The following is a 25,949-nucleotide window of genomic DNA, read 5'->3' on the forward strand; positions in this document are numbered from 1 at the left end:
CGCGTCAGCCCTTCAGCGAATCGAGTTCGGCGACGTTGATGGTCCGCCGGCTGCGGAACAGGGTCACCAGGATGGCCAGGCCGATCGCCGCCTCGGCGGCGGCCACGGTCAGGATGAAGAACACGAATACCTGGCCGGAGGGGTCGCCCAGGAAGCGCGAGAACGCCACGAAGTTGATGTTCACCGACAGCAGCATCAGCTCGATGCACATCAGCAGCACGATGACGTTCTTGCGGTTGATGAAGATGCCGGCAACGGCGATGCAGAACAGCACCGCGGCCAGCGCGAGGTAATGTCCGAGCGTGATCACTGCTTGCCCTCCTGGCCACCCTCGGCCGGCATCTTGACCAGACGGATGCGGTCTTCGCGGCGCACCGCCGCCTGCCGGGCCGGATCCTGGTGCTTGGTGCCCGGGCGCCGGCGCAGGGTCAGCATCACCGCCACCACCAGCGCCACCGTCAGGATCACCGCCGCGGTCTCGAACGGCAGGATGTACTGGCTGAACAGGGTCTCGCCCAGCCACTGGATGTTGGTCTTGCCGACGGCGGCGGCCGGATCGCTGCCGGACAGGCCGGCCTCGAAGCGCTTGCCGCTCAGCAGCATGATCATCTCGGCGGCCATTACCACCGCCACCACCAGCGCCAGCGGCACGTGCCGGATGAAGCCCTCGCGCAGCGGCGCGATGTTGATGTCCAGCATCATCACCACGAACAGGAACAGCACCATCACGGCGCCGACGTAGACCAGGATCAGCACCACCCCGAGGAACTCGGCTTGCAGCAACAGCCACAGGCATGCGGCCGAGAAGAAGGCAAGCACCAGACTCAGCACCGCGTGCACCGGATTGCGCAGGCTGATGACACCCAGGGCCGCCAGCACGGTGACGGCGGCGAAGGTCCAGAAGGAGGCCAGTTCGTACGTCATGTCCGTTTGCTCTCCCCTGCCTTCAGCGATAGGCCGCGTCGGCGGCGCGGCGTTCGGCGATCTCTTCCTCGAAACGGTCGCCGATGGCCAACAGTTGCGACTTGGTGACGACGTTCTCGCCGCGCTTCTCGAAATGGTATTCGTGGATGTGCGTCTCGACGATCGAGTCCACCGGGCAGCTTTCCTCGCAGAAGCCGCAGTAGATGCACTTGAACAGGTCAATGTCGTAGCGGGTGGTGCGGCGCGAACCGTCGGCGCGCGGCTCCGACTCGATGGTGATGGCCAGGGCCGGACATACCGCCTCGCACAGTTTGCAGGCGATGCAGCGCTCTTCCCCGTTCGGATAGCGACGCAACGCGTGCAGGCCACGGAACCGCGGCGACTGCGGAATCTTCTCGAACGGGTAATGCACCGTGTACTTGGGCTTGAACATGTAACCCAGAGTCAGCCGCAAGCCTGCCAGGAGCTCCAGCAGCATCAGGCTCTTGAGGTAGTTCTTGATGCGTTCCATGGCTCTGCTCAGGCGCCCAGGGCGAACCATTCGTTGTAGGCCATGATGGCCGTCACGAAGATCCAGACGATGGTGATCGGGATGAACACCTTCCAGCCCAGGCGCATGATCTGGTCATAGCGGTAGCGCGGGAAGGTGGCGCGCAACCACAGGAAGGTGAAGGCGAAAAACAGGAACTTGACCGCCAGCCACCACCAGCCCGGCTCGCCCAGCACGCCCCAGGACGGCGGAAACGGCGAAAGCCAGCCGCCAAAGAACAACAGCGAGGTCAGCAGACTGACCAGCATCATGTTGGCGTACTCGGCCAGGAAGAAGATAGCGAAGGCCGAGCCGGAATACTCGACGTGGAAGCCGGCAACGATCTCCGACTCGCCTTCGGCGACGTCGAAAGGCGCCCGGTTGGTTTCCGCCACGCCAGAGATGTAATAGATCAGGAACAGCGGCAGCAGCGGAATGAAGAACCATTCGCCGATGCCGAGATTGCCCGCCTGTGCTTCGACGATGCCGCTGAGATTCATGGTGCCGGCGGCCACCAGCACGCCGACCAGGGCGAAACCCATGGCGATTTCGTAGCTGACCACCTGCGCGGCCGAGCGCAATGCGCCCAGCACGGCGTACTTGGAGTTGGAGGCCCAGCCGCCGACGATGATGCCGTACACGCCCATCGAAGTCAGGGCCAGCAGCACCAGCAGGCCGGCATTGACGTCGGCCAGCACCACGCCGTCGTCGAAGGGAATGACCGCCCAGGCCGCCAGCGCCGGCGCAAGCGCCAGCAGCGGCGCCAGCCGGTACAGGAAACCGCTGGCGTTGCTCGGCACCACCAGCTCCTTGAACAGCATCTTGAACACGTCGGCGAAGGCCTGGACGACCGCCAGGCCGGGAATCAACTGGCCGATGTACACCGGTCCGTGCCGCACGTGCATCCAGCCGATCACCTTGCGCTCGGCCAGGGTGTAGAAGGCCACGCCCACCACCACCGGCAGGGTGATGCAGAGGATCTTGACCAGGGTCCAAAGAACCAGGCCGATGTCGCCCATCGCCAGGAAGGACTCGCGGATCGCTGCGATCATCTCAGGCTCCCACCACTGCCAGGCGGGCCACCGGCGACATCGGCGCCGTGGCCTCGTAGCACGACTCGATCCAGGCGGCGCCGCGGGCCACGCGCGCGTCCACGCTCACCGGCAGGGTGGCGCTGCCGGTGCCGTCACCGATCTTGGCCATGGCGCCCTCGGAAAGGCCACGCGCCAAAGCCTCTTCCGGATGCAGGACGATGCGGGCGCCGCGGGTCAGCGGGTGTGCGTTCAGGGCCGTTGCCCGGCGCAGGACCGCGTCGCCGCGGTAGATCGGCGTGGTGACGATGCGCTCCAGGCCCGGCTCGGCTTTGCCGGGCGCGGCCAGGCCCTGTCCGGACGCCGGCGCTTCCGGCCTCAGGCCGGCACGCAGACCGGCCAGGTCGGTGAACTCGAAACCGGCCAGGCCGAGCTGACCGCCCAGGGCGCGCAGTACGCGCCAGCCTGCGCGGGATTCGCCCGGCAGCCTGCCGCCGGCGCGGGTGGACTGGTCGTTGCCGTCCAGGTTGGTGAGGGTGGCCTCGATCTCGGGCAGCAGGCCGATCGGCAGGATCACCCGGGCCAGCTTCCTGAGATCCTCGGACGCGTAAGCCGAAAAGGCCACGACCTTGGCGCCGGCCAAGGCCTTCATGGCCTGGGCGCCGTGGGCGAAGTCGTACTGCGGCTCGATGCCGTACAGCAGGTAGGCCGGCAGCGGCCGCGCCAGCATGGCACCGGCGTCCCTGCCCTGCCCGGCCGGGCGCACGCCGTGACGGGCCAGACCCAGGGCATTGGCGCCCTGCGGAACGCGATCCAGACGCGCGCCGGTAGCCTGGGCCAAGGCGCGGGCGACGGCCCGCAGCCAGGAGGCCTGGGCGTGGTTCTCGGCGATCTCGCCGAGCACGATCGCCGCATGGCCAGCCCTGGCCAGAGCCTCGGCCATGATTCGGGCGGAGTCGTCGCCGTCGCTGGAGACGCCGGCCGGCAGGGTCGCGCCGGCCGCCTCGGCCACCGCCGCCAGTGCGCCCGGCAACCGCGAGGGCGCGACGATGCGCTTGCCGGCCAGGCCGAAGGTGAACTCGAAGTCAACCGGATTGAGGGCGAAGATGCGGGCGCCGCGCTTGCCGGCCTTGTGCAGGCGCTGGTGCAGCAAGGGCACCTCGTGGCGCAGGTTGCAACCGACCAGCAGCACCGCATCGGCGTTCTCCAGCTCGGCGGCCGGCATCTGGAAGGGTTCGGCAAAAGCCTGGTCTGCGAAGTCCAGGGCGCGCAGGCGATGGTCGAGATGACCGGTGCCCAGGCCGGCGGCCAGGCGCGCCAGCAGGGCACCCTCCTCGTTGGAGGTGGCCGGATGGACCAGCATGCCGAGATCGGCGCCGGCCTCCTTCAGCAGCCCGGCCGCAAAGGCCAGGGCCTCGTCCCAGCCGGCCTCGCGCCAGGTATCGCCCTCGCGGAGCAGCGGGCGGGTGGCGCGGTCGGCTGCGGCCAGGCCCTGGTGGGAATAACGGTCGCGGTCGGACAGCCAGCACTCGTTCACTGCCTCGTTGTCCCGCGGCACGGTGCGCAGCACCTCGCCGCGCCGGCTGTGCAGGAACAGGTTGGAGCCGAGCGCGTCGTGGTAGCCGATGGACTCATGCGCCAGCATCTCCCAGGCGCGGGCCCGGAACCGGAACACCTTGTTGGTGAGCGCGCCGACCGGGCAGACGTCGATGACATTGCCGGAAAGCTCGGTCATCAGCGGTTTGCCGTCGTAGGTACCGATCTGCAGGAACTCGCCGCGGTACATGCCGCCCAGTTCGTGGGTACCGGCGATCTCTGAGGTGACCCGGATGCAACGGGTGCACTGGATGCAGCGGGTCATCTCGGTCGCCACCAGCGGCCCCAGATCCTCGTCGGGCACCACCCGCTTGCGGTCCGCGTAGCGGCTGACCGAGCGGCCGTAGCCCATGGACAGGTCCTGCAACTCGCACTCGCCGCCCTGGTCGCAGATCGGGCAGTCCAGCGGATGGTTGATCAGCAGGAACTCCATCACGTTGCGCTGGGAATCCAGGGCGCGGCGCGACTGGGTGTAGACCTTCATGCCCTCCATCACCGGCGTGGCGCAGGCCGGCGCCGGCTTGGGCATCTTCTCCACGTCCACCAGGCACATGCGGCAGTTGGCGGCGATCGGTAGCTTCTCGTGGTAGCAGAAGCGCGGGATCGGGATGCCGGCCTTGTCGGCAGCCTGGATGATCATCGAGCCCTTCGGCGCCTGCATCGGCACGCCGTTGATCTCGATGTTCACCATGTCAGGGGCGGTGTTGTTGCTCGGCTGGGCGCTCATGCGGCCTGCTCCGTGCTGGCGAGCCGGCCGGCGGCCAGATCGTCCACGTAGAAACGCTTGTGGGTGACGGCGTATTCGAACTCGTGCCAGAAGTGCCGCAGGAAGCCCTGCACGGGCCAGGCCGCGGCCTCGCCGAAGGCACAGATGGTGTGGCCTTCGATCTGGCCGGCGGCGGCCCTGAGCATCTTCAGGTCTTCCAGGGTGGCCTGGAAGCCAGCGATGCGGCTCAGCACCCGGTGCATCCAGCCGGTGCCCTCGCGGCAGGGTGTGCACTGGCCGCAGCTCTCCTTGTAGTAGAAGCGGGAAATACGCAGGCAGGCGCGCACCATGCAGGTGGTCTCGTCCATCACGATGACCGCGCCCGAGCCGAGGCCGGAGCCGGCCTTCTGGATCGAGTCGTAGTCCATGGTGCAGGCCATCATCACGTCTCCGGGCAGCACCGGCATCGAGGAGCCGCCGGGGATGACGCCCTTGAGCTTGCGGCCACCGCGCACGCCGCCGGCCATGGCCAGCAGCTCGCTGAACGGCGTACCCAGGCGGATCTCGAAGTTGCCCGGATTGTTGACGTGCCCGGACACCGAGAACACCTTGGGTCCGCCGTTGTTGGGCTTGCCGAGGTTCAGGAACCACTCCGGGCCGTTGCGCACGATCGCCGGCACCGAGGCGTAGGTCTCGGTGTTGTTGATGGTGGTCGGCCGGCCGTACAGGCCGTAGTTGGCCGGGAACGGCGGCTTGTAGCGCGGCTGGCCCTTCTTGCCTTCCAGCGACTCCATCAGTGCGGTCTCCTCGCCGCAGATGTAGGCGCCGGCACCGAGGGCCGAGTGGATGTCCACGTCCACGCCGCTACCCTGGATGTCCTTGCCCAGCCAACCATTGGCGTAGGCTTCCTTCAGCGCCTGCTCGAAGCGCTCGTAGGGCTCGTGGTGGAACTCGCCGCGCATGTAGTTGTACGCCACGGTGGCGCCGGTGGCGTAGCAGGCGATAGCCATGCCCTCGATCACCGAGTGCGGGTTGTAACGCAGGATGTCGCGGTCCTTGCAGGTGCCGGGCTCGGATTCGTCCGAATTGCACAGGATGTACTTTTGCCCGGGCGCGTTGCGCGGCATGAAACTCCACTTCAGGCCGGTCGGGAAACCGGCGCCGCCACGGCCGCGCAGGCCGGACTGCTTGACCATCTCGATGACCTGCTCGGGCGGGATCTTCTCGGCGAGGATCTTGCGCCAGGCGGCATAACCGCCGGTCTTGAGGTAGTTCTCGTAGGACCAGGGCCTGTCGAAGTGCAGCGTCGTGTAGACGACGTTGTGCTCCTGCGGCGCCGGACCGACCGGGCCGGTCGGCGCGGAATAGTCGTGGTGCTTGCCCATCGCCTGCCTCACTCCAGTCCGTCGAGCAGCTCGTCCACCTTCGCGGCAGTGAGCTTCTCGTGGTAATGGCCGTCCACCACCATCATCGGCGCGCCGGCGCAAGCGGCCAGGCACTCCTCCTCGACCTTGAGGAAGATGCGGCCGTCGGGCGTGCTTTCGCCGTGGCGGATGCCGAGCTTGCGCTCGCAATGGCGGACGATGTCCTCGGCGCCGTTGAGCCAGCAGCTGATGTTGGTGCAGATGGCGACCTTGTGCCGGCCGACCGGCTGCAGGTCGAACATCGAATAGAAGGATGCAACCTCATAGGCCCAGACCGGCGGAATGCCCAGGTACTTGGCCACGGCGGCGATGATCTCGTCGCTGAGCCAGCCGCCGTTCTGCTCCTGCGCGGCCATCAGGCCCTGGATCACCGCCGAACGCTTGCGGTCGGGCGGGAACTTGGCGACCCAGTGGTCGATGTGGGCGCGGGTGGCCTCGCTCAACGCGACCATCGGGTCGACATGCTGGCAGGCGGCGAAGTTTCCGGTGGCTTTCATCGGTCGCGAGTCCTTAGCGGTCGATCTCGCCGAAGACGATGTCGTAGGTGCCGATCATTGCGACCACGTCAGGCAGCATGTGGCCGCGCACGATCGCGTCCATGGACGACAGGTGGGCGAAACCCGGGGCGCGCAGTTTCAGGCGGAATGGCTTGTTGGCGCCGTCCGACACCAGATAGGCGCCGAACTCGCCCTTGGGCGCTTCGACCGCGGAGTAGACTTCGCCGGCCGGCACGCTGTAGCCCTCGGTGAACAGCTTGAAGTGGTGGATCAGCGCCTCCATGTCGTCCTTCATCTCGGTGCGCCGGGGCGGCGCGACCTTGAAGTTGCGGACCATCACCGGCCCCGGATTGGCACGCAACCACTGCACGCACTGCTTGATGATGCGGTTGGACTGGCGCATCTCCTCGACCCGCACCAGGTAACGGTCGTAGCAGTCGCCCTGCACGCCGACCGGCACGTCGAAATCGACCTTGTCGTAGGCGGCGTAGGGCTGCTTCTTGCGCAGGTCCCACGCAACCCCTGAGCCGCGCAGCATCGGCCCGGTCATGCCCCAGGCCAAAGCCATCTCCGGCGGCACCACGCCGATGCCGACCGTGCGCTGCTTCCAGATGCGGTTGTCGGTAAGCAGGTTCTCGTACTCGTCCACCCGCTTCGGGAAGTCGTCGGTGAAGGCGTCGAGGAAGTCGAGCAGCGAACCCTCGCGCCACTGATTGAGACGCTTGATCTCGGACGCCTTGCGCCAGGGCGACTCGCGGTATCTGGGCATGCTGTCGGGCAAGTCGCGGGCGACACCGCCCGGGCGGTAGTAGGTGGCGTGCATGCGCGCGCCGCTGACCGCCTCGTAGCAGTCCATCAGCTCTTCGCGCTCGCGGAACGCGTACAGGAACACCGCCATCGCGCCGAGGTCGAGCGCGTTCGAGCCGATCCACATCAGGTGGTTCAGGATGCGGGTGATCTCGTCGAACATCGTGCGGATGTATTCCGCCCGTTCCGGCACCTGGATGCCCATCAGTTTCTCGATCGCGCGCACGTAGGCATGCTCGTTGCACATCATCGAGACGTAATCCAGGCGGTCCATGTAGCCGATCGACTGGTTGTACGGCTTGGACTCGGCCAGCTTCTCGGTGGCGCGATGCAGCAGACCGACGTGCGGGTCGGCGCGCTGCACCACCTCGCCGTCCATCTCCAGCACCAGGCGCAACACGCCGTGCGCAGCCGGGTGCTGCGGACCGAAGTTGAGGGTGTAGTTGCGGATTTCCTGGGTCATGACGGGCTCAGTCCTTGCTGCCGGCCTCGGACGCCGCCTGCAGCCAGCGCGAGTCCTCGCGCACCACGCGCGGCACGCCCACCCGCGGTTCGATGGAGACAGGCTCGTACACCACGCGCTTGCGCTCGGGGTCGTAGCGCACCTCGACGTTGCCGATCAACGGGAAATCCTTGCGGAACGGGTGGCCGACGAAACCGTAGTCGGTCAGTATCCGGCGCAGGTCCGGGTGGCCCTCGAAAACGATTCCGAACAGGTCGAAGGCCTCGCGCTCGAACCAGTTCGCCACCGGCCAGATCTCGACCAGCGATGGCACGACCGGCAGATCGTTGTCGGCGGCGAAACAACGGATGCGCAGGCGCCGGTTGTGGCGGACCGACTGCAGGTGCACGACCACAGCGAAACGCTGCTCCGGCCCCTGCCCGCGCGGCCGATCCTCCCAGCGGAAGCGCCCCGGGCCGGCGCCCTCGACGCCACGCGAGAAACCCTCGGAGGACACGTCCACGGTCTCCCATTCGCCCTGGCCCCAGCCCAGGTAATCGACCCCGCACAGGTCGATCAGCTGCTCGAAGGAGAGCTCTTCGCTGTCGCGCAGGATGCGCGCGGCCTCCAGCCAGTGCTGCACGGGAATCTCGACCGTGACCTCGCCCAGGGCCTCACGCACGGAACTGGCGCGGTCCTGCAAGGCGGCCTTGAGGCGCTCGGGAAAACTTGCGACGGGTTCGACCATGGCGGCGGCTCGGTCCTCAGCGGGCGATGGTGTTGGTTCGGCGTATCTTCTTCTGCAGTTGCAGGATGCCGTACACGAGCGCCTCGGCCGTAGGCGGGCAACCCGGCACGTAGACGTCCACCGGCACCACGCGGTCGCAGCCGCGCACCACCGAGTAGGAGTAATGGTAGTAGCCGCCACCGTTGGCGCAGCTGCCCATCGAGATCACCCATTTGGGTTCGGGCATCTGGTCGTAGACCTTGCGCAGGGCAGGCGCCATCTTGTTGACCAGGGTGCCGGCCACGATCATCACGTCGGACTGGCGCGGCGACGGACGGAAGATCACTCCATAGCGGTCCAGGTCCAGGCGCGAAGCGCCGGCGTGCATCATCTCGACCGCGCAGCAGGCCAGGCCGAAAGTCATCGGCCACATCGAGCCGGTGCGGGCCCAGTTGACCAGCGCATCCACCGAAGTGGTGACGAAGCCGCGCTCTAGCAGCGGATTGTCGCCCTCGGGGCGCAGGATGTCGTCCACCGAGCCGACCGGCTCGGGGTTGTTCATCACGCGCGCGATCGCAGAGGTCACTCCCATTCGAGCGCTCCCTTCTTCCAGACGTAGACGAAACCGAGCACCAGCAGGCCGATGAAGATGCCCATCTCGGTGAGGCCGACGATGCCGAGGTTGCGGAAGTTCACCGCCCACGGAAACACGAAGGCGATTTCCAGATCGAAGATGATGAACTGGATGGCGATGAGGTAATAGCGCACGTCGAACTGCATGCGTGCGTCCTCGAAGGCCTCGAAACCGCACTCGTACGGGGACAGCTTCTCGGCTTCCGGGCGTTTCGGGCCCAACAGCCAGCCCAGCGCCAGCAGGGCGATGCCCAGGCCGGTGGAAACCACAAGGAACAGCAGGATCGGCAGATATTCGCCCAGCACGCGCGCTTCCTCACCTTGCGCCACAGGGGCGCGTCCGGGCCGCCGTCCGGGAGATCGGGCGGCGACCCGATTGATCTGGTGCCCAAGGGGGGACTCGAACCCCCACGACTTTCGTCGCTACCACCTCAAGGTAGTGCGTCTACCAATTCCGCCACCTGGGCTCTGGCCGCGTTCCGGCCAGACCGGAACGGAGCCGTGAAATTGTACCAGCGGATCAACCGCCCTTGTTGCCGTCGGCGGCCGGATCTTCGGCCTTTTCCTTCCCGGCCTGGTCTCCGGCGCTCGCCGGCGCTTGTCCGGCGGCCGGAACGTCGCCGCCGGAGGCGGCCGGAATCGCCGGCACCTCGGCGGCGGCGGGGATCTCGCCGGCAGGCGGCTCGGACGGGGATGCCGCGCCAGCAGGCGTCGCCGGCACTTCCGCCATAGCGCCGATGTCCTCCTGGGCCGGCGCGGCCGGACGCCCGCCATGGCCGGCGTACCAGGCCATGCCCAGGCTCATCGCCATGAACACGATGGCCAGCCACTTGGTGGCGCTGGAGAGGAAGTTTGCCGAACCGCGGGCGCCGAATACCGTGGCCGAAGCGCCGGCGCCGAAGCCGGAGCCAGCCGCGGCGCCGGCGCCGCGCTGCATGAGGATGAACACGATCATCGCGACCGCGACGAGCACGTAAACGACACTGACGATGGTGAGCAGCATGGTCTTCTCTACCTCGCCGCCGCGGCGGCGATGGCCAGGAAATCCTGGGCGACGAGGGACGCGCCCCCGATCAGGCCGCCATCCACGTCCGGCTGGGCGAACAGCTCGGCGGCGTTGGCGGGCTTGACGCTGCCGCCGTAAAGGATCGGCAGCGAGCCAGCGATTGTAGCATCGTGGGCGGCCAGCTCGCCACGGATGAAGGCATGCACCTCCTGCGCCTGGGCCGGGCTGGCGGTGCGGCCGGTGCCGATCGCCCAGACCGGCTCGTAGGCCACCAGGGCATCCCGGAAACCGGCGATGCCGGCCAGCTCCAGTACCGGAGCCAGTTGCTTCTCTATCGCCCACTCGGTCTGGCCGGCCTCGCGCTGGTGCAGCGTCTCACCCACGCACAGGATCGGCACCAGGCCGGCCTTCCGGGCCGCCACGAACTTTTCGGCCACCAGCCGGCTGTCCTCCTCGTGGTACTCGCGCCGCTCGGAGTGGCCTACCAACACGTAGCGGGCGCCGACGTCCCGGAGCATTGCCCCGGACACCTCGCCGGTGTAGGCGCCCTGCTCGTGCAGGTCCAGATCCTGGGCGCCGAAGGCCAGGCCCCGGCCGGCATAGTTTCCGGCCAACTCTGCCAGGTAGGGTACCGGCGGCAAAATCACCAGTTCGACCCCGGCCGGCCTATCAGCGGCCGCCAGCGCGTCCAGGAGTTCGCGGGCGAAGACGCGGTTGCCGTTGAGCTTCCAGTTTCCGGCGACGATCCTCGGACGCATCGTTTTCTCCCTGCAGACCAGGCCGGCAAGGATACCCGTTTGCTCAGGGCCTGACGATCTCCCGTCGCATCGGCGCCAGCCTCGCCAGCAACCGGTTCCGGGCTGTCCTGGGCACACCTCTGGCTTCCATGACGGCGACCAGGTGCTCCACCAGCGCGTTGAAGTCGGCTTCGGAGATTCCCAGCGTGGCATGGGATTCACGCATCGTGCGTCCGCGGTAGACACAGGGGCCACCGAGCTCCGCGCAGAACTGCTCGACCAGGCGCGCGTGCAGGTTGTCCAGGTCGACATCGAGGAAGTAATGGCCGATCCCGGGGTCTTCGAGGACACGGACGAGCAGGTCTTCGACCAGCACCTCAAGGCCTTGCCGGCCTCCGAACTGCCTGTAGGGGGTGTCTCCGGCCAGACTTGCGCACCCGGAGAGCAGCAGCACCATCAGCAGCAAACTCCGGATCATGCGCTCTCCTCAATGGCTTACCTGGATGGAAAGGTAGGGCCCCTGCTGCTGCCCGAGCGTGGCGACATCTCCCAGATCCACCCAGCCCGCGACGACGGCCACGCGCTTGTTCGGAAACCAGGCCAGGAACAGGTCACGGGCACCCTCCTCTGCCGCGAACGCCAGATTGTCCGGTTTCTGCCGGTACTCGGCCCCCACGACCCAGGACGGGTCGAGCAGCAGCGCGGCAACCCCCTCCCAGACCAGGTCGCGACCGCGCCCGAGGTCTCCTCCGTGCCCCAACAATCCGAACTGGTTCGCCCGGGTCGAACGCAGGGTCAGGCCGAACAACACCTGCTGCCCCGCCATGTCCAGAAACAGCTTGCTTGCCGAGAGATAAACATCCCAGCCGTCTCCGGAACGCGCTCCGATCGCCAAGGGCAAGGCATCGTCATGCGACCGCTTGTACTGCACTCCCAGGCTGAACTGGGGCCAGGGGGTGTACAGCAGATCGCCGCCAAGCCGAAGCTTGGCACCAATGACGTCCTGACCCAGGGCCGCCCAGGGCAAATCCAGCTGCCGCTGCAGCACCCCGATGTCCAGACGCTGGCGCGCCAGGGAAAGTTCGAGGCGATTCCGGAAGGTCCAGGCCAGCCCGAAAGCCTCGAGGCGATAGTCATCGGTGTGCAGGCGGCTGGCAAACGCGGTTCCGCCATTCTCGTCCCGGGTTCCGTAGCCCGCCAACACCGCCCAGGGAACCAGACCGCCTCCGGCGGCTCCCTCCACCTGACTGGCTCCGCCGCTGGCGAGCAGACGCCCCCCGGCCGCGAACGTCGGCCCGGCCAGGCAGGCCAGGCAGGCCAGCAAGACTGCGCGCGCGAGAATCTTCGCCCTCGAGGAACGGCGGTTCATGCCTCCACTCCTTCGAACTTCCGGCACCATTCCAGCAAGGCGCCTCCATCCAGCGGAGGACTGAAGAGATACCCCTGGGCCATGTCGCAGCGATATCGCCGCAACAGGGCGAGACCGGAAGGATGCTCGACGCCCTCGGCGATCACCGACAGCCCCATGTTGTGCCCAAGATCTATCGTCGAACGCACGATGACGGCGTCATCGCTGTCCTCGCGCAGCTGAACGACAAAACTCTTGTCTATCTTCAGCTCGTCCACCGGCATTCTCTTGAGTTGCGCCAGCGAGGAATAGCCGGTACCGAAATCGTCGATGGAAAGCCGAACGCCGATCGCCCGCAACCTGTGCAGCATGCGCACCGCGTAGTCAACGTCCCGCATCAGTGCGCTCTCGGTAATCTCCAGAATCAACCTGGTGGCGGGAACACGATGACGGCGCAGGCACCCGACCACCATGTCGGGCAGGCCATCGTCCATCAGGTCCATCGCCGACAGGTTCACCGCCAGCCCAATCTCCAGTCCATCGGCACTCCAGCGGGCGTTCTGTGCCACAGCACCGTCCAGAACATACCGGGTCAGATCGCGGATGACGCCGGACCGCTCGGCCAACGGGATGAACTCATCGGGAGGAACGGCACCGAGCCGTGGATGCTGCCAGCGAAGCAGCGCCTCGACGTGTCCCACGCGATTCCTGCCGAGGTCGATCTTTGGCTGATAACGGATGGAAAGCTGTCCTTCCGCGATGGCTCCGCGCAGATCCCCCATGAGGGTAAGCTGACGCAGGTGCAGTTCGTCCCTTCCCTCGGTATAGAGGGCGACACCCGCCTTGGCTTCCTTGGCGTCGTACAGCGCTATGTCGGCGCGTCTCAGCAGGGTCTGCGCATCCCGGCCGTGCAGCGGATACACGGCCACCCCCAGGCTCGCATCCAGGGACATGCGGGCATCCGGAAGCTCCAGCGGCCGGCGCAGTTCTTCAAGCAACTGCCGGGCCCGGCGCCTGGCCTGATCCGGATCGGCATCCCGGAGCAGCACCATGAACTCGTCGCCACCCAGCCTCGCGACCAGGTCATCGCCGCGCACGGCATCGCTGAGCCTGCGCCCCACCTCATGAAGCACCTTGTCCCCGAAGCCATGCCCCAGCGTATCGTTGATCTCCTTGAAGCGATCGAGGTCGAGCATGAGCACCGCCGCCTGGCCGCCTTGCGTCCGCACCAGCGCATCCAGCTCGGCACGCGCGCAAGCCCGGTTCGGCAGGCCGGTCAATCCATCATGATTGGCCTGATACACGATCCTGGCCTCACGGGCGGCGATACCGGCCTGCATCTGTTCCAGCGCGTGACCAAGGCCCGCCAGCTCATCCCTGCCCTCGACCACCACCGGCTGGGTGTAGTCTCCTGCCGCAATGCGCTGGGCAGCCTCGGCCAGCTTCGCCACCGGCCGAACGATGCCACGACCCAAGAGTACCGCGACCGCAATCGCAAGCCCCGTCGCCAGGGCGGACAGCAGCAGGATCCGTCGCTCGAGCGCGTCGAACGGTGCCATCGCCCGCTCCAGGGAGCCCTGCAGGACGACCAGCATGTCCGACCCCGATTCCGCCATGGGCTCGGCCAGCAGAAAGGTTTCCTCCCGGCCTACTTCCAGACGTCGCACGCCGCCGTCCGCCACCACGGCCGGTGCAAGCAGGCTACCGAGGTCGGCACGGGCCGCTCCGGCCAGGCTGGAGCCATAAAGACGCAACTTCCCGCCTTCAACGCGGGCGAAACTGGCATCCAGCCCGGTCAGGGCGCGAAACTCGCCGGCGTAGGCGTCGCCGAAACTGACGGCTATCGCTACCCAGGCAATCTGTTCGGGAGCCATCACCGGCAGCACCACCGTCAGGTGGGCATGCCCGCCGAGGATGAGGACTCCGCTGGCATAACCCAGCTCTTCGGCCCGATTCAGGAGCGGTGCGAGCGCCTCGGCTTGCGCCGACTCGCTTTCCGGGGCGAATCCTGCCTGCCACGCGCCGTCGGGGCGGAACAGCATCGCCGCATCCGCGCCCAGGCGCCCGGCGTGATTCCTCAGTGCCGAGATCTGGGTCGCCGCATCGTTGCTGGCGACCGCGGCACGGAAACCGAAGTCGTCGGCGAGCACCATCGCCGACGAGAGCAGTTGGTCCTCGCGCGCGGCGTGGAAGCGGCGCCAGACCCGTTCGCCGACCTGAAGTTCCGCCTGCAGCTGCGCAGCCACGCTCCGCTCCGTGGCAATGCGCACCATGGCAAGGGTCGCCACCTGCGCTGCGACCACTACCAGCACCAGCAGCACGATGAGGCGAAACCGGAGACTGGAACGTATCATCGCCCGGTCCCGGCTTTGCGGAGCCGATCCTGGAGCATCCGCAACCGCTCGCTACCCCGGCGCGTCGGCGCCTCCGGCCGCAGCTCCAGCCTGAGCACGAGCTCGGTCTCATGCCCTTCATCGAGCGCCAAGCCGAGCTCCGGTTGTTCGGCGGACAATCGGGCGTGCCAGGCGCGAAGCCCGTATTCCCCGGCCGGTGCCTCGAGGCGAACCAGGCCATCGGCGTCGGTTTTGCCGAAGTACGGCGTATCGAGCACCACGATGTGGCCCACCATCCAGTCATGGATGTTGCAGCCGACCACCACGACGCCGGGACGATCGAACAGGATCGGATCCGGCGGTGTACCGGAGTAGAGAGGCAGCTCGAACGGCCGCGCTTCGGAAAACGAATACACCTGGTGCTGGACGCTGTCGCTGTTGGGGAACTCGACTTCGGTGCCGACGCGGATGGCAAACACTCCCGGTTCGAAGGCGGAGTTCCGCTGGTCCAGGATGGCCCGGCCCGGCGCTTCCGGCGGCGACCGGGGTGGTCCGTGCAGGCTTACGACCGCGTCGGCGACCGGCTGGCCTTCCGCCAGCACCCTGACCAGCAACTCGGCCGCATGGGCCGGCCCCGCCAGGCCCAGCAGCACGGGAAGCAGCAAGCCGCCAATGCCGTCATCCCTCCGCACACCCGCCCCCTGCAGTCGGTCGCTGGCGCGGATGGTCGCTGCGACGCGGTGATGATCGTGCGAAGACCGCGGGCGGTCGCGCGGCGGCAGACACTAGGGCAGGAACACCTGACGCCACCATCCTGCCCGGACGCGGCGTCAGGCCACCATGTCGGCCCCGGGTCCGCCGGCGCGGGCAGGCCTCAGACCAGTTTGATCTCCCGCAGGCGCTCGAGCAGGTAGTCCTGGGCGGTGATCGGCTCGGGGTACCGATCCGGATTGTCGGCGCTCACGCATTGCGGCAGCGTGCGGATCAGGAAGTCCGGATTCGGATGCAGGAAAAACGGCGTGGAATAACGCGGCTGTCGCGCCTTGTCGCCAGGCGGATTGACCACCCTGTGGGTGGTCGAGGGGTACACGTGGTTGGTCAGGCGCTGCAGCATGTCGCCGATGTTGACCACGATGGTGTCGGCATCGGCGGTGAACGGCACCCATTCGCCCTTGCGCGACAGCACTTCCAGGCCCTCGGCGCTGGCGCCGACCAGAAGGGTGATCAGGTTGATGTCCTCGTGCGCGCCGGCCCGCACGTTCGGAATGTCGGTAGCGGTGATCGGCGGGTAGTGGATCGGCCGCAGGATGGAGTTGCCGACATCGGTCTTGTCGGCGAACCAGTCCTCCGGCAGGCCGATGTGCAGGGCCAGCGCCGACAGAACCCGCGAGCCCAGGGCGTCCAGCGCCTCGTACAGCGCATAGGCCACTTCCCGGAACTCCGGCACTTCCTCGGGCCACAGGTTCGGCGGCATCACGTCCGCGTATTTGCCGTCGCGGGGAATCTCCCGGCCGACGTGCCAGAACTCCTTGAGGTCGTAATGCTCGGCGCCCTTGGCAGTTTCTATGCCGAAAGGCGTGTAACCGCGGGCGCCGCCGCCACCAGGCACGTGGTACTTGCGCTTGACCTGTTCTGGCAGGGCGAAAAACCGGCGGAACACCTCGTAGGCGCGATCGATCAACGACTGCGGGATGCCGTGATTGCGGATGCCGGCAAAGCCCCATTCCCGGTAGGCGGCGCCGAGATCGGCCACGAAGGCGGTGCGGTCGGTGTCGAAACGCTGGATGTCCAGGGTAGGGATGCTGGCGCTCACGGCAGGTCCTCGGTCGGCGTTGGGCGGAAGTCTAGGCGCCCGGACGGGGCATGCAAGACCGCGACGGCTCAGGCCGCGGCCGCGGCGCGGACCGCGCCGGCGAGCCGCTCCAGCACGTCTTGCATCAGGGTCTCGTCCGCCGCCTCGACCGTGACCCGCACCACCGGCTCGGTGCCGGAGGCCCGCAGCACCAGTCGGCCGCGCCCGGCCAGGGCCGCTTCGGCCTCGGCACGTGCGGCCAGAACCTGCCCGTCCTCGAGCGGCCGCGCGCCAGGCCCGATCCGCACGTTGACCGTCCGCTGCGGCAGGGGCCGGTAACCTGCCAGGGCCTGTTCCAGACTCTGACCGCGCCGGCGCAGCACCTCCAGCACCTGCAAGGCCGCCACGATGGCGTCACCGGTGCTGGCCCGGTCCATGCACAGCAGGTGACCCGAGGCCTCGCCGCCCAACACACCGCCGCGGGCCACCAGCGCCTGATGCACGTAGCGGTCGCCGACCTGGGTGCGGAGGAAGGGAATGCCGCGCTCGGCCAGGGCCGCCTCGAGCGCATAGTTGCTCATCAGCGTGCCGACCACCGGTCCCTCCAGTCGGCCGGTCGCCTGCCAGTCGCGGGCCAGCAGCCAGATCAGGCCGTCGCCGTCCACCAGCCGCCCCTGCCCGTCCACCATCTGCACGCGGTCGCCGTCGCCGTCGAAGGCGATGCCGAGGTCGGCACCGGTTTCGCGCACCCTGGCGATCAGCGCCTCCGGATGGGTGGAGCCGACGCCGAGGTTGATGTTCAGCCCGTCCGGATCGACGCCGATGGCGTCCACCCGCGCGCCCAGCTCGGAGAAGACCCGCGGCGCCACCTGATAGGTGGCGCCATGGGCGCAATCCAGCACGATGCGCATGCCTCCCAGCATCAAGTCCTCGGGCACGGTGGACTTGCAGAATTCGGCGTAACGCGCCATCGCGTCGGTGACCCGCGAGGCCTTGCCCAGGCGTTCTGACGGCACGGTTCGCAGGGGTTGCTCCAGTTCGGCCTCGATCGCTTCCTCGACCGCATCGGCCAGCTTCTCGCCCTGGGCGGAGAAGAACTTGACCCCGTTGTCCTCATGCGGGTTGTGCGAGGCGGAGATGACGATGCCGGCGTCGGCGCGCAGGGAACGGGTCAGATAGGCCACGGCCGGGGTCGGCATCGGTCCGAGTAGGCGCACATTGGCGCCGGCCGCCACCAGGCCGGCCTCCAGGGCCGACTCGAACATGTAGCCGGAGATGCGGGTGTCCTTGCCGATGACCACGGTGGCGTGGCCAGCGTCGCCGTTGGCCAGCACCCGGCCGGCAGCCGCGCCCAGGCGCAGCATGAAATCGGCCGAGACCGGGAACTGCCCCACCCGGCCGCGGATGCCGTCGGTACCGAAATACCTGCGCGTCATGGGCTCAGGCAGCGGCCGGCGCCGGATCGGCCTCGGGGGCCGGCTGGCGCATCATCAGGGCCAGCAGCGCAGCCAGCTTGTCGCGCATCTGCCGGCGATCGACGATCAGGTCGATGGCGCCGTGCTCGAGCAGGAACTCCGAACGCTGGAAGCCTTCCGGCAGCGTTTCCCGCACGGTCTGTTCGATCACGCGCGGGCCGGCGAAACCGATCAGCGCCTGCGGCTCGCCGACGTTGATGTCGCCAAGCATGCCCAGCGAGGCGGACACGCCGCCGGTGGTCGGATGGGTCAGCACCGAAATGAACGGCAGGCCGGCGGCGCGCATGCGGCCCAGCGCAGCCGACGTCTTGGCCATCTGCATCAGCGAGAACAGGCCTTCCTGCATGCGGGCGCCGCCAGTGGCGGAGAAGCAGACCAGCGGGCAGGCCCGTTCGACGGCGCGTTCGGCAGCCAGGGCAAAGCGCTCGCCCACCACCGACCCCATGGAGCCGCCCATGAACCGGAACTCGAAAGCGGCCGCGCAGATCGGCCGGCCTTTCAGCCGGCCCTGCACGGCGACCAGGGCATCGCGCTCGCCGGTGGCCTTCTGCGCGGCCTTGATGCGGTCGGCGTACTTCTTCTGGTCCTTGAAATGCAGCGCGTCCACCGGGCCCAGGCGGGCACCGATCTCCTCGACGCCGTCCTCGTCCAGGAAGGCGGCGAGGCGCTCGCGGGCGCCGATCGCCATGTGGTGTCCGCACTTGGGACAGACCCGCAGGTTCCGCTCCAGCTCGGGGCCGTACAGGGCGGCGCCGCAGCTGTCGCACTTCTCCCACAGGCCTTCGGGAACGCCGCGCTTGCCGGTCCCCTGGGTGCGGATGCGCGAGGGCATCAGTTTGCTCAGCCAGCTCATTCGGTATCCGGTCTGGTCTTGCGAGGGCGGGCAGTTTATCCCGAACGGGGCCCGGCAGGCGTCGCCCGGGCCGCCCCGTCCAGGGCCGCCCGCAGCGGTGCCAGGAACTCGCCGGCCCGGCGCGCGGCCTCGACGGCGCCGCCGGCGCCGGCCATGGCCTGGACCAGGGCGCTGCCCACTACCACGCCGTCGGCCGCCACGGCCAGGGCCGCTGCCGTTGCCGCGTCACGGATACCGAAGCCCACCAGCACCGGAACGACCGCCCGTTGTGCCAGCTCGCCGGCACGCCGGCGGACCTCGCCCGGATCGAGATGGCCGGCGCCGGTTACTCCTGCCAGGGAGACGTAGTACAGATAGCCCTGCGCTTCCCGGGCCAGGCGCTGCAGACGCGCAGGCGCCGTGGTCGGGGCGGCCAGCGCCACCAGGGCCAGGCCCTCGGCGTTCAGCGCCGCCCGTGTCGGGCCGGCCTCCTCGGGCGGCAGGTCCACCAGCAGCGCCCCGTCCACGCCGGCCTCGGCGGCGGCGCGGGCGAAAGCCCCGGCGCCGAGGATTTCGACCGGGTTGAGATAACCCATCAGTACCACCGGCGTCGTCGCGTCGCGTTCGCGGAAGGCCTGTACCTGCGCCAGCACCCAGCGCAGGCCGGCGCCGCGGGCGATGGCCCGTTCCGAGCTGCGCTGGATCACCGGCCCGTCGGCCATGGGATCGGAAAACGGTACGCCCAGCTCGATGGCATCGGCCCCGGCGGCCACCAGCGCATGCATCACCGGCACCGTCGCCTCCAGCGACGGATCCCCGGCGGTGATGAACGGCACCAGCGCCTTCCGGCCGGATTTCGCCAGGACTTCGAACTTTCGCTGCAGTCTGTTCATGGGCATCCGGCCGCCGCCAATTCCACTCAAAGTTCGATACCTTCGCGGCGGGCGATGGTGAAGATGTCCTTGTCGCCGCGGCCCGAGAGGTTGCACAGGACCAGGCCGTCGCGGGGAAGTTCGCGGGCCAGCCTGATGGCCTGCGCCACCGCGTGGCTGGATTCCAGTGCCGCCAGGATGCCCTCGCTGCGCGCCAGCAGGTGGAAGGCTTCCAGGGCCTCGTCGTCGCTGATGCCGACGTATTCGGCCCGGCCGATGTCCTTGAGGAAAGCGTGCTCGGGACCGACGCCGGGGTAGTCCAGGCCGGCCGAGACCGAGTGCGTTTCGACGATCTGGCCGTCGTCGTCGCACAGCACGTAGGTGCGGTTGCCGTGCAGCACGCCCGGCCGCCCGGCGGCCAGCGATGCCGCATGCCGGCCGCTGGCCAGCCCCTCGCCGGCCGCCTCGGCGCCGACCAGGCGCACGCCGGCATCGTCCAGGAAGGCATGGAAGATGCCGATGGCATTGCTGCCGCCGCCGACGCAGGCAGTCACCACGTCCGGCAGCCGGCCGTACTCGGCCAGCATCTGTGCCCTCGCCTCGCGGCCGACCACGGCGTTGAAGTCGCGCACCAGCATCGGATAGGGATGCGGACCGGCCACGGTACCGATGATGTAGAAGGTGTCGCGGACGTTCGTGACCCAGTCGCGCATGGCTTCGTTCAGCGCGTCCTTCAGCGTCTTGCTGCCGGACTGCACCGGCACCACGGTGGCGCCCAGCAGTTTCATCCGGAACACGTTCGGCGCCTGCCGCTCGACGTCGGTGGCGCCCATGTAGACCACGCACTCCAGGCCCAGACGCGCCGCCACCGTGGCACTGGCGACGCCATGCTGGCCGGCGCCCGTCTCGGCGATGATGCGGGTCTTGCCCATGCGCCGGGCCAGCATGGCCTGGCCGATGGTGTTGTTGATCTTGTGCGCGCCGGTGTGGTTCAGGTCCTCGCGCTTGAGCAGGATGCGGGCGCCGCCGACCTCCTCCGACAGCCGCCGGGCCTCATAGACCGGACTGGGCCGGCCGACGTAGTGCCGGTACTCGTGCTCCAGCTCGGCCCGGAAGGCCGGGTCCACCCTGGCGGCCGCGTAGGCCGCCGCCAGCTCGCGCAGCGGCTCGACCAGGGTTTCCGGCACGAACACGCCGCCGTAAGGACCAAAGTGGCCGTGCTCGTCCGGCCAGGTCCCGACCCCCCGCGCCGGTGGCCCGCCGGGGGACTCATTCGGATCCGGACCGGTCTGCACGTCTCACCTCCTCCACGAATGCCTGCATCTTCGCGCCGTCCTTGATGCCCGGCGCGCGCTCGATTCCGCTGGATACGTCCACTGCGTACGGCCGGACGGCGCGGATGGCCCGGCCGACGTTGTCGGGGCCGAGCCCGCCGGCCAGCCAGACCGGCCGACCCGGCGCCGGCGCCCGCGACCAGTCGAAGGCCTGGCCGCTGCCGCCGCGCTGCCCGGGCGCGTGGCCGTCGAGCAGGAAGCCGCTTGCCGAAGGGTAACGCGCCAGCGCCTGCCTCGCCTCCGTTCCACCCTGCCCCATGGCAAGCACCTTGAGGTAAGGCCGGTCGAAGCCGCGACAAAAGGTCTCATCCTCGCCGCCATGGAACTGCAGCAAGTCCGGCCGCAGTGCCCGCACGATCCGGCGCACCTCCTCAGCCGGGTTGTCCATGAACAGGGCCACCGCCGCCACCGGCGGCGGCACCGCCTCGCGCAGCGCCAGTGCCTGGCCAGGCTCGAGCCGGCGTGGGCTGCCCGCGGCGAACACGAAGCCGATCGCGTCCACGCCCAGCTCCACCGCAAGGCGCACGTCGCCCGGCCGGGTCAGGCCGCAGAACTTGATGCGGGTGCGGCTCACAGGCAGACCTCCTCGGGAAGGCCCCAGCGGCGCGGATAACGCGGCCCCAGGAAAACCAGGCCGCCACCCGGCGCGGTCGGCCCGGCCAGGGTCCGGTCGCGCCCTGCCAGCAGTTCGGCCAGCCAGGCCTCCGTCCGCTCGCCGCGGCCGATCGGCAAGAGGCTGCCGACGATGTTGCGCACCATGTGGTGCAGGAAGGCATTGGCCTGCACTTCCACCACCACCCTGTCGCCGGGCTCGCGGCGCACCTCGATTTCCTGCAGCTCGCGCACCGGGTGCGGTGCCTGGCAGTGTACGGTGCGGAAGGCGCTGAAGTCGTGCTCGCCGAGCAGGGCCTGGGCGGCGCGATGCATGGCCTCCACGTCCAGCGGCGCCCGCTCCCAGGCGAGGAAATGCCGGTACAGGGCCGGCCGCGTCGGCCGGTTCAGCAGCGTGTAGCGGTAGCGGCGGGCGCGGGCCGAGTAGCGGGCGTGGAAATCGTCGGGCACGCGCTGCGCCCAGAGCACGGTGACTCCGTGCGGCAGGCGGCTGTTGCAACCCTGGCGCAGGCCGTAGTCGCCGCGTTCGACCTCGGTGTCGAAATGCACCACCTGGCAGGCGGCGTGCACGCCGGCGTCGGTGCGGCCGCCGCAGGTCACCTGCACCTCGTGGTCGAGCACGAAGCCCAGCGCCGACTCCACCGCCGCCTGCAGGGTGGCGCCGTGCGCCAGCCGCTGCCAGCCGAGGAAGCCGGTGCCGTCGTATTCGATGCCCAGTGCGTAGCGCATGCCCTGAATGCCGAGGGCCGGGTCGCCCCGGCCCTCGTCGTATTGCCCGTCGAGTGGGCTCAGCTTAGCCGATTTCCCGGAGCAGCTTCTCGGCCTCGGCGCGGCCGGCCGGCCCGGCTTCGGCGATCACTTCCTCCAGCATGGCCTTGGCGCCCTCGACATCGCCGATGTCCAGGTAGGCCCGGGCCAGCTCGATCTTGGTGGCGCTGGCGTCATCGTCGAGCGCGGGCGCCTCGCCTTCGCCGGCCTCGTCTTCGCCGGCCTCGCCCGCCATGCCGGCGTCGCCGGCCAGGTCGGCCGGGAACGCCTCTTCCAGATCGACGGCGGCATCGAAGTCGGCAACGAGCTCAGCCCCGGACGTCGGAACCGGCGCCGGCGCCCCGGACCGGTCCGAGGTCTCCGCGGCCGGCACCGCCCGGTCGCCGTCTTCCGCGTCCGCCGGCTCCGGTGCGGCAGCGGCCTCGGGCGTCGCCGTCGCCGACATCACGCCGGTGTCGCCGAAGCGCGGGGCATTCCAGCCGGACTGCTGGAACAGCGGATGGCCGGGCAGCAGGGACAGGCCCATCACCGCCGCCTCGCGCCAGCGCGGGTCCAGGGTGCTGCGCACCTGCGCGCGCATGGCCTGGGCGGCGCGCTCGTACTCCGCGGCCTCGCCGCGCGAGTGCAGCAGCCGCAGCAGGCAGATGTGCGCCTCGAGGTCGGAAGGATTGGCGGCGATGCGCTCGCGCAGGGCCTCGGCCTGGTCGTCGACGGCGGCCTCGACTTCCTCCTCGTCGATCTCCTCCTCCGCCACGGCCGCGGCGGCGGCGCCAGGCAGGCTGCGCTTGAGCGCCTCGTCGTCGGAGATGCGCCGCGGCGGCGGGCTCGGCAGCACCTCGCGCTTGCGCCGGCCACGCAGGGCCAGCACCAGGCCACCCAGCACCACCACGCCGGCACCGCCCAGCACGTAGGGATCGAGGTACCAGGGGGCGGGCGCCGGTGGCTGGCCTGCCGCGGACTCCGCCGCCGCCGGCTCCTCTGCCTGCGCCTGCTGCTGCCCCAGGCGGTCCTGCAGGGCCTTGAGCTGGGCTTCCTGCATCTCGATGAGACGCTCGCTGTCGGCCTGCTGCTGCTCGATCTCGGCGATCTGCGAGCGCAGCTCGGCCACCTCGGCTTCGCGTGCAGCCAGATCCTCCTGGTCCTGACCGGGTTCGGCCCGAAGCTCCTCGCCTGCACCGTCGGCGCTGGCGCCGGAACGGGCACCGCGGGCTGCGGTTTCGCCCTCGGCGGGCGGCACGATTTCCAGGCGTCCCTCCGCCGCCGGTCGTGTCGGGGCCGGGCGCGCAGGCGCGGGACGCGGCGCCTCGGCGACCGCCTCGGCCGGCTGCGGCACCGGCACGCGCCGGGCCTGCCAGGCCTCGGCCTGCTGGCGGACCAGGGCCGCGGCCTCCGCCGCTCCCAACTGCAACATCTGCTCGCGGCCGGGAATGCGCAACACGGCGCCGCGCCTGAGCAGATTGATGTTGTCGTCGATGAAGGCTTCGGGGTTGGCCCGCTGGATGGCCAGCATCACCTGGTTCATGGTGACCGCCGGATCCGGGCGGACCTGCTGGGCGATGCTCCAGAGCGTCTGGCCGTCGGCCACCGGGCCGACATCGCCGGGGGCCGGGGCTGGGGGCGGCAGGGGTCGGCTGGGTGGTGGCGGGGTCGGCTCCGGCGCCGGCGTTGGGGCCGGCTCGGGCACCGGCATCGGGGCCGGACCGGGTTCCGGCAGCGGAGCCGGCTCGGGCACGGGCTCCGCCGCCGCGGCCGGACCCGGTTCGGCAATCGCCACCGGCGCCGCCGGTTCCGTCTCCGGTGGCAGGGCTTCCACCGGCGCCGGGCCGGGCTCCGGCAACGGCTCAGGCGGAATGTCGCGGTAAGTGAAGACCGGCTCGGGATCGGGTACCGGTTCGGGCTCGGCCGGCGCCGGCACGGGTGCCGGAGCCGGCGTGGCGGGCACCGAAACCACCGGCGTTTCCAGTGGTTTGACCACCGCCGGCGCGATGTAGGGCGGGTCCACCAGGGCGCTGAACTCGCGCACGACCTTGCCGCGGCCCCAGTCGGCCTCCAGCAGGAAGGTCAGGAAAGGTTCGTTGAACCGGCTCGTGGTGGTCACCCTGATCACCGGCTGGCCCTGGGCGTTGCGGCCCACCTCCATCTGCAGGTTCGCGGTCAGGCCGACCGGACGCTCCAGCCCTACCCGGGCAAAGGCCTCGGGCGAAGCCAGGCGTACCTCCAGATCCTCCAGCTCGCCGGGGGCGGCCGAGACGATGGGGATCTCCGCCACCAGCGGCTCGTTGAGCCGGGACTTGACCTCGATCTGGCCCAGGCCCAGGGCATGGGCGCTGCCCGCGCCCAGGGCGAGGGCCAGGGCCAGCGACAGCTGCAATTGCCGGTTGTTCACGCTCGGATGTCTCCCCGTTCCTTGGACGGCAGAACCTGATGGGCCCGACGCCTTCCCCCGCGGCAGCCGGGCCGGCTGGCGGCCCGAATATACCCGTCAGCCGCCGGCCTTGACCACGAGTTCGGCCAGCTGCACGGCGTTCAGGGCCGCGCCCTTGCGGATGTTGTCGGCGACGATCCAGAGATTCAGGCCGCGCGGGTGCGAAAGGTCCTCGCGGATGCGTCCGACGTAGACTGGATCCCGACCGGCCGCATGCGTCACTGGGGTCGGATAGCCGCCGGCCTCCGGCTCGTCCACCACCTCGACGCCCGGCGCCGACATCAGCAGCTCGCGCGCCCGCTCGGCCGTGATCTTCTCCCGGGTCTCCAGGTGCACCGCCTCGGAATGGCCGTAGAACACGGGCACCCGCACGGCGGTGGGGTTCACCAGGATGTCCGGGTCGCCGAGGATCTTGCGGGTTTCCCAGACCATCTTCATCTCCTCGCGGGTGAAGCCGTTGTCCAGGAACTCGTCGATGTGCGGGATCAGGTTGAAGGCGATCTGAACCGGGAACTTCGCCGGCTCCTGCGGCTGGAAGTTCAGCAGGGCGGCGGTCTGCCGGCCCAGCTCCTCCATGGCGCTGCGGCCTGCGCCCGACACCGACTGGTAGGTGGCGACGTTGATGCGTTCGATGCCGACGGCGCGGTGGATCGGCGCCAGCGCCACCATCATCTGCATGGTCGAGCAGTTCGGGTTGGCGACGATGCCGCGCGGGCGCTCCGCCAGCGCTTCCGGGTTCACTTCCGCCACCACCAGCGGCACGTCCTCGTCGTAGCGGAAGGCCGAGCTATTGTCTATGACCACGGCGCCGGCAGCGGCGAACTTCGGCGCGTAGGCCCTGGAGACGCTGCCGCCGGCGGAAAACAGCGCCACGTCGACGCCGGCCGGATCGAAGCCGGCCAGATCCCGCACCGGCAGCTTGCGGCCGCCGAAATCCACCTCGCGGCCGGCCGACCGCTCGCTGGCCAGCACATGCAACTCGCCAACCGGAAAATTCCGCTCCGCCAGAATCTCCAGCATCGCCTCGCCGACGGCGCCGGTGGCACCGACGACCGCCACATTGAACGTCCTGCTCATGATCGTTCCTTGATGATTATTG

26 protein-coding genes and 1 tRNA gene are annotated in these 25,949 nt (G+C 69.0%); all 27 read right to left on the reverse strand.

Translation table 11 applies throughout. From position 1 onward, the window contains the following. Positions 1-4: 4 nt before the first annotated feature. The 27 genes from nuoK to F0415_RS01560 all read right to left on the reverse strand — a co-directional run bounded on the left by nuoK (position 5) and on the right by F0415_RS01560 (position 25,927). Positions 5-310: an NADH-quinone oxidoreductase subunit NuoK gene (gene nuoK, locus F0415_RS01415; RefSeq protein WP_149859409.1), complete on the reverse strand. Its 306-nt coding sequence runs from the start codon at positions 308-310 to the stop codon at positions 5-7. After that, the gene (locus F0415_RS01420; RefSeq protein ID WP_149859410.1) at positions 307-924 is read right to left on the reverse strand and encodes an NADH-quinone oxidoreductase subunit J; all 618 of its coding nucleotides are present in this window, start codon (positions 922-924) and stop codon (positions 307-309) included. The genes nuoK and F0415_RS01420 overlap by 4 nt, the downstream gene beginning before the upstream one ends. Positions 925-946: 22 nt before the next feature. Next, positions 947-1,435: an NADH-quinone oxidoreductase subunit NuoI gene (gene nuoI / locus F0415_RS01425; RefSeq protein ID WP_149859411.1), complete on the reverse strand. Its 489-nt coding sequence runs from the start codon at positions 1,433-1,435 to the stop codon at positions 947-949. 8 nt (positions 1,436-1,443) lie between these two features. Further along, complete coding sequence (gene nuoH / locus F0415_RS01430) at positions 1,444-2,505, reverse strand: NADH-quinone oxidoreductase subunit NuoH (RefSeq protein ID WP_246149817.1); 1,062 nt, start codon at positions 2,503-2,505, stop codon at positions 1,444-1,446. Position 2,506: 1 nt separating this feature from the next. Then, positions 2,507-4,807, reverse strand: coding sequence for an NADH-quinone oxidoreductase subunit NuoG (gene nuoG / locus F0415_RS01435; RefSeq protein ID WP_149859412.1), 2,301 nt, complete (start codon positions 4,805-4,807; stop codon positions 2,507-2,509). After that, a complete protein-coding gene (gene nuoF / locus F0415_RS01440) occupies positions 4,804-6,171 on the reverse strand; it encodes an NADH-quinone oxidoreductase subunit NuoF (protein ID WP_149859413.1) in 1,368 nt (455 codons plus the stop codon). Before nuoF ends, nuoG begins: the two co-directional genes overlap by 4 nt. A gap of 8 nt (positions 6,172-6,179) precedes the next feature. Continuing rightward, positions 6,180-6,707, reverse strand: coding sequence for an NADH-quinone oxidoreductase subunit NuoE (gene nuoE / locus F0415_RS01445; protein ID WP_149859414.1), 528 nt, complete (start codon positions 6,705-6,707; stop codon positions 6,180-6,182). Between the two features lie 13 nt (positions 6,708-6,720). Further along, a complete protein-coding gene (locus F0415_RS01450; protein WP_149859415.1) occupies positions 6,721-7,977 on the reverse strand; it encodes an NADH-quinone oxidoreductase subunit D in 1,257 nt (418 codons plus the stop codon). A 7-nt stretch (positions 7,978-7,984) separates the two neighbouring features. Further along, positions 7,985-8,704 (reverse strand): NADH-quinone oxidoreductase subunit C, encoded by a 720-nt coding sequence (locus F0415_RS01455; RefSeq protein WP_149859416.1) that lies wholly within the window; start codon positions 8,702-8,704, stop codon positions 7,985-7,987. Between the two features lie 16 nt (positions 8,705-8,720). Beyond that, on the reverse strand, positions 8,721-9,275 hold the full coding sequence (locus F0415_RS01460; protein ID WP_149859417.1) for a NuoB/complex I 20 kDa subunit family protein: 555 nt from the start codon (positions 9,273-9,275) through the stop codon (positions 8,721-8,723). After that, on the reverse strand, positions 9,266-9,622 hold the full coding sequence (locus tag F0415_RS01465; RefSeq protein ID WP_149859418.1) for an NADH-quinone oxidoreductase subunit A: 357 nt from the start codon (positions 9,620-9,622) through the stop codon (positions 9,266-9,268). Before F0415_RS01465 ends, F0415_RS01460 begins: the two co-directional genes overlap by 10 nt. Positions 9,623-9,698: 76 nt before the next feature. Beyond that, positions 9,699-9,783: transfer RNA gene (locus F0415_RS01470), tRNA-Leu, on the reverse strand. 53 nt (positions 9,784-9,836) lie between these two features. Then, positions 9,837-10,319, reverse strand: coding sequence for a preprotein translocase subunit SecG (secG, locus tag F0415_RS01475; RefSeq protein WP_149859419.1), 483 nt, complete (start codon positions 10,317-10,319; stop codon positions 9,837-9,839). Between the two features lie 8 nt (positions 10,320-10,327). Then, complete coding sequence (gene tpiA, locus F0415_RS01480; protein ID WP_149859420.1) at positions 10,328-11,080, reverse strand: triose-phosphate isomerase; 753 nt, start codon at positions 11,078-11,080, stop codon at positions 10,328-10,330. Between the two features lie 43 nt (positions 11,081-11,123). Then, positions 11,124-11,537: a group I truncated hemoglobin gene (locus F0415_RS01485; protein WP_149859421.1), complete on the reverse strand. Its 414-nt coding sequence runs from the start codon at positions 11,535-11,537 to the stop codon at positions 11,124-11,126. Between the two features lie 9 nt (positions 11,538-11,546). After that, positions 11,547-12,428: a DUF3034 family protein gene (locus F0415_RS01490; protein ID WP_149859422.1), complete on the reverse strand. Its 882-nt coding sequence runs from the start codon at positions 12,426-12,428 to the stop codon at positions 11,547-11,549. Next, entirely contained in the window at positions 12,425-14,761 is a 2,337-nt protein-coding gene (locus F0415_RS01495; RefSeq protein ID WP_149859423.1) for a bifunctional diguanylate cyclase/phosphodiesterase, read from the reverse strand. The genes F0415_RS01490 and F0415_RS01495 overlap by 4 nt, the downstream gene beginning before the upstream one ends. Next, entirely contained in the window at positions 14,758-15,405 is a 648-nt protein-coding gene (locus tag F0415_RS01500; RefSeq protein ID WP_246149818.1) for a methylamine utilization protein, read from the reverse strand. Before F0415_RS01500 ends, F0415_RS01495 begins: the two co-directional genes overlap by 4 nt. 209 nt (positions 15,406-15,614) lie before the next feature. Next, the gene (locus F0415_RS01505; RefSeq protein WP_149859424.1) at positions 15,615-16,553 is read right to left on the reverse strand and encodes an isopenicillin N synthase family dioxygenase; all 939 of its coding nucleotides are present in this window, start codon (positions 16,551-16,553) and stop codon (positions 15,615-15,617) included. A 68-nt stretch (positions 16,554-16,621) separates the two neighbouring features. Beyond that, positions 16,622-17,968 (reverse strand): phosphoglucosamine mutase, encoded by a 1,347-nt coding sequence (gene glmM / locus F0415_RS01510; protein ID WP_149859425.1) that lies wholly within the window; start codon positions 17,966-17,968, stop codon positions 16,622-16,624. A gap of 4 nt (positions 17,969-17,972) precedes the next feature. Further along, on the reverse strand, positions 17,973-18,860 hold the full coding sequence (gene accD / locus F0415_RS01515) for an acetyl-CoA carboxylase, carboxyltransferase subunit beta (RefSeq protein ID WP_149859426.1): 888 nt from the start codon (positions 18,858-18,860) through the stop codon (positions 17,973-17,975). Between the two features lie 35 nt (positions 18,861-18,895). Next, complete coding sequence (gene trpA / locus F0415_RS01520) at positions 18,896-19,732, reverse strand: tryptophan synthase subunit alpha (protein WP_425457800.1); 837 nt, start codon at positions 19,730-19,732, stop codon at positions 18,896-18,898. 26 nt (positions 19,733-19,758) lie between these two features. After that, entirely contained in the window at positions 19,759-21,006 is a 1,248-nt protein-coding gene (trpB, locus tag F0415_RS01525) for a tryptophan synthase subunit beta (protein ID WP_149859428.1), read from the reverse strand. Next, a complete protein-coding gene (locus F0415_RS01530) occupies positions 20,981-21,619 on the reverse strand; it encodes a phosphoribosylanthranilate isomerase (RefSeq protein WP_246149819.1) in 639 nt (212 codons plus the stop codon). Before F0415_RS01530 ends, trpB begins: the two co-directional genes overlap by 26 nt. Then, the gene (truA, locus tag F0415_RS01535) at positions 21,616-22,386 is read right to left on the reverse strand and encodes a tRNA pseudouridine(38-40) synthase TruA (RefSeq protein WP_149859429.1); all 771 of its coding nucleotides are present in this window, start codon (positions 22,384-22,386) and stop codon (positions 21,616-21,618) included. The genes F0415_RS01530 and truA overlap by 4 nt, the downstream gene beginning before the upstream one ends. A gap of 64 nt (positions 22,387-22,450) precedes the next feature. Continuing rightward, positions 22,451-24,811 (reverse strand): FimV/HubP family polar landmark protein, encoded by a 2,361-nt coding sequence (locus F0415_RS12750; protein ID WP_188310249.1) that lies wholly within the window; start codon positions 24,809-24,811, stop codon positions 22,451-22,453. A gap of 96 nt (positions 24,812-24,907) precedes the next feature. Next, on the reverse strand, positions 24,908-25,927 hold the full coding sequence (locus F0415_RS01560) for an aspartate-semialdehyde dehydrogenase (protein WP_149859430.1): 1,020 nt from the start codon (positions 25,925-25,927) through the stop codon (positions 24,908-24,910). Positions 25,928-25,949: the final 22 nt, after the last annotated feature.

Source organism: Arenimonas fontis (genome assembly GCF_008386465.1).
GTDB lineage: Bacteria > Pseudomonadota > Gammaproteobacteria > Xanthomonadales > Xanthomonadaceae > Arenimonas > Arenimonas fontis.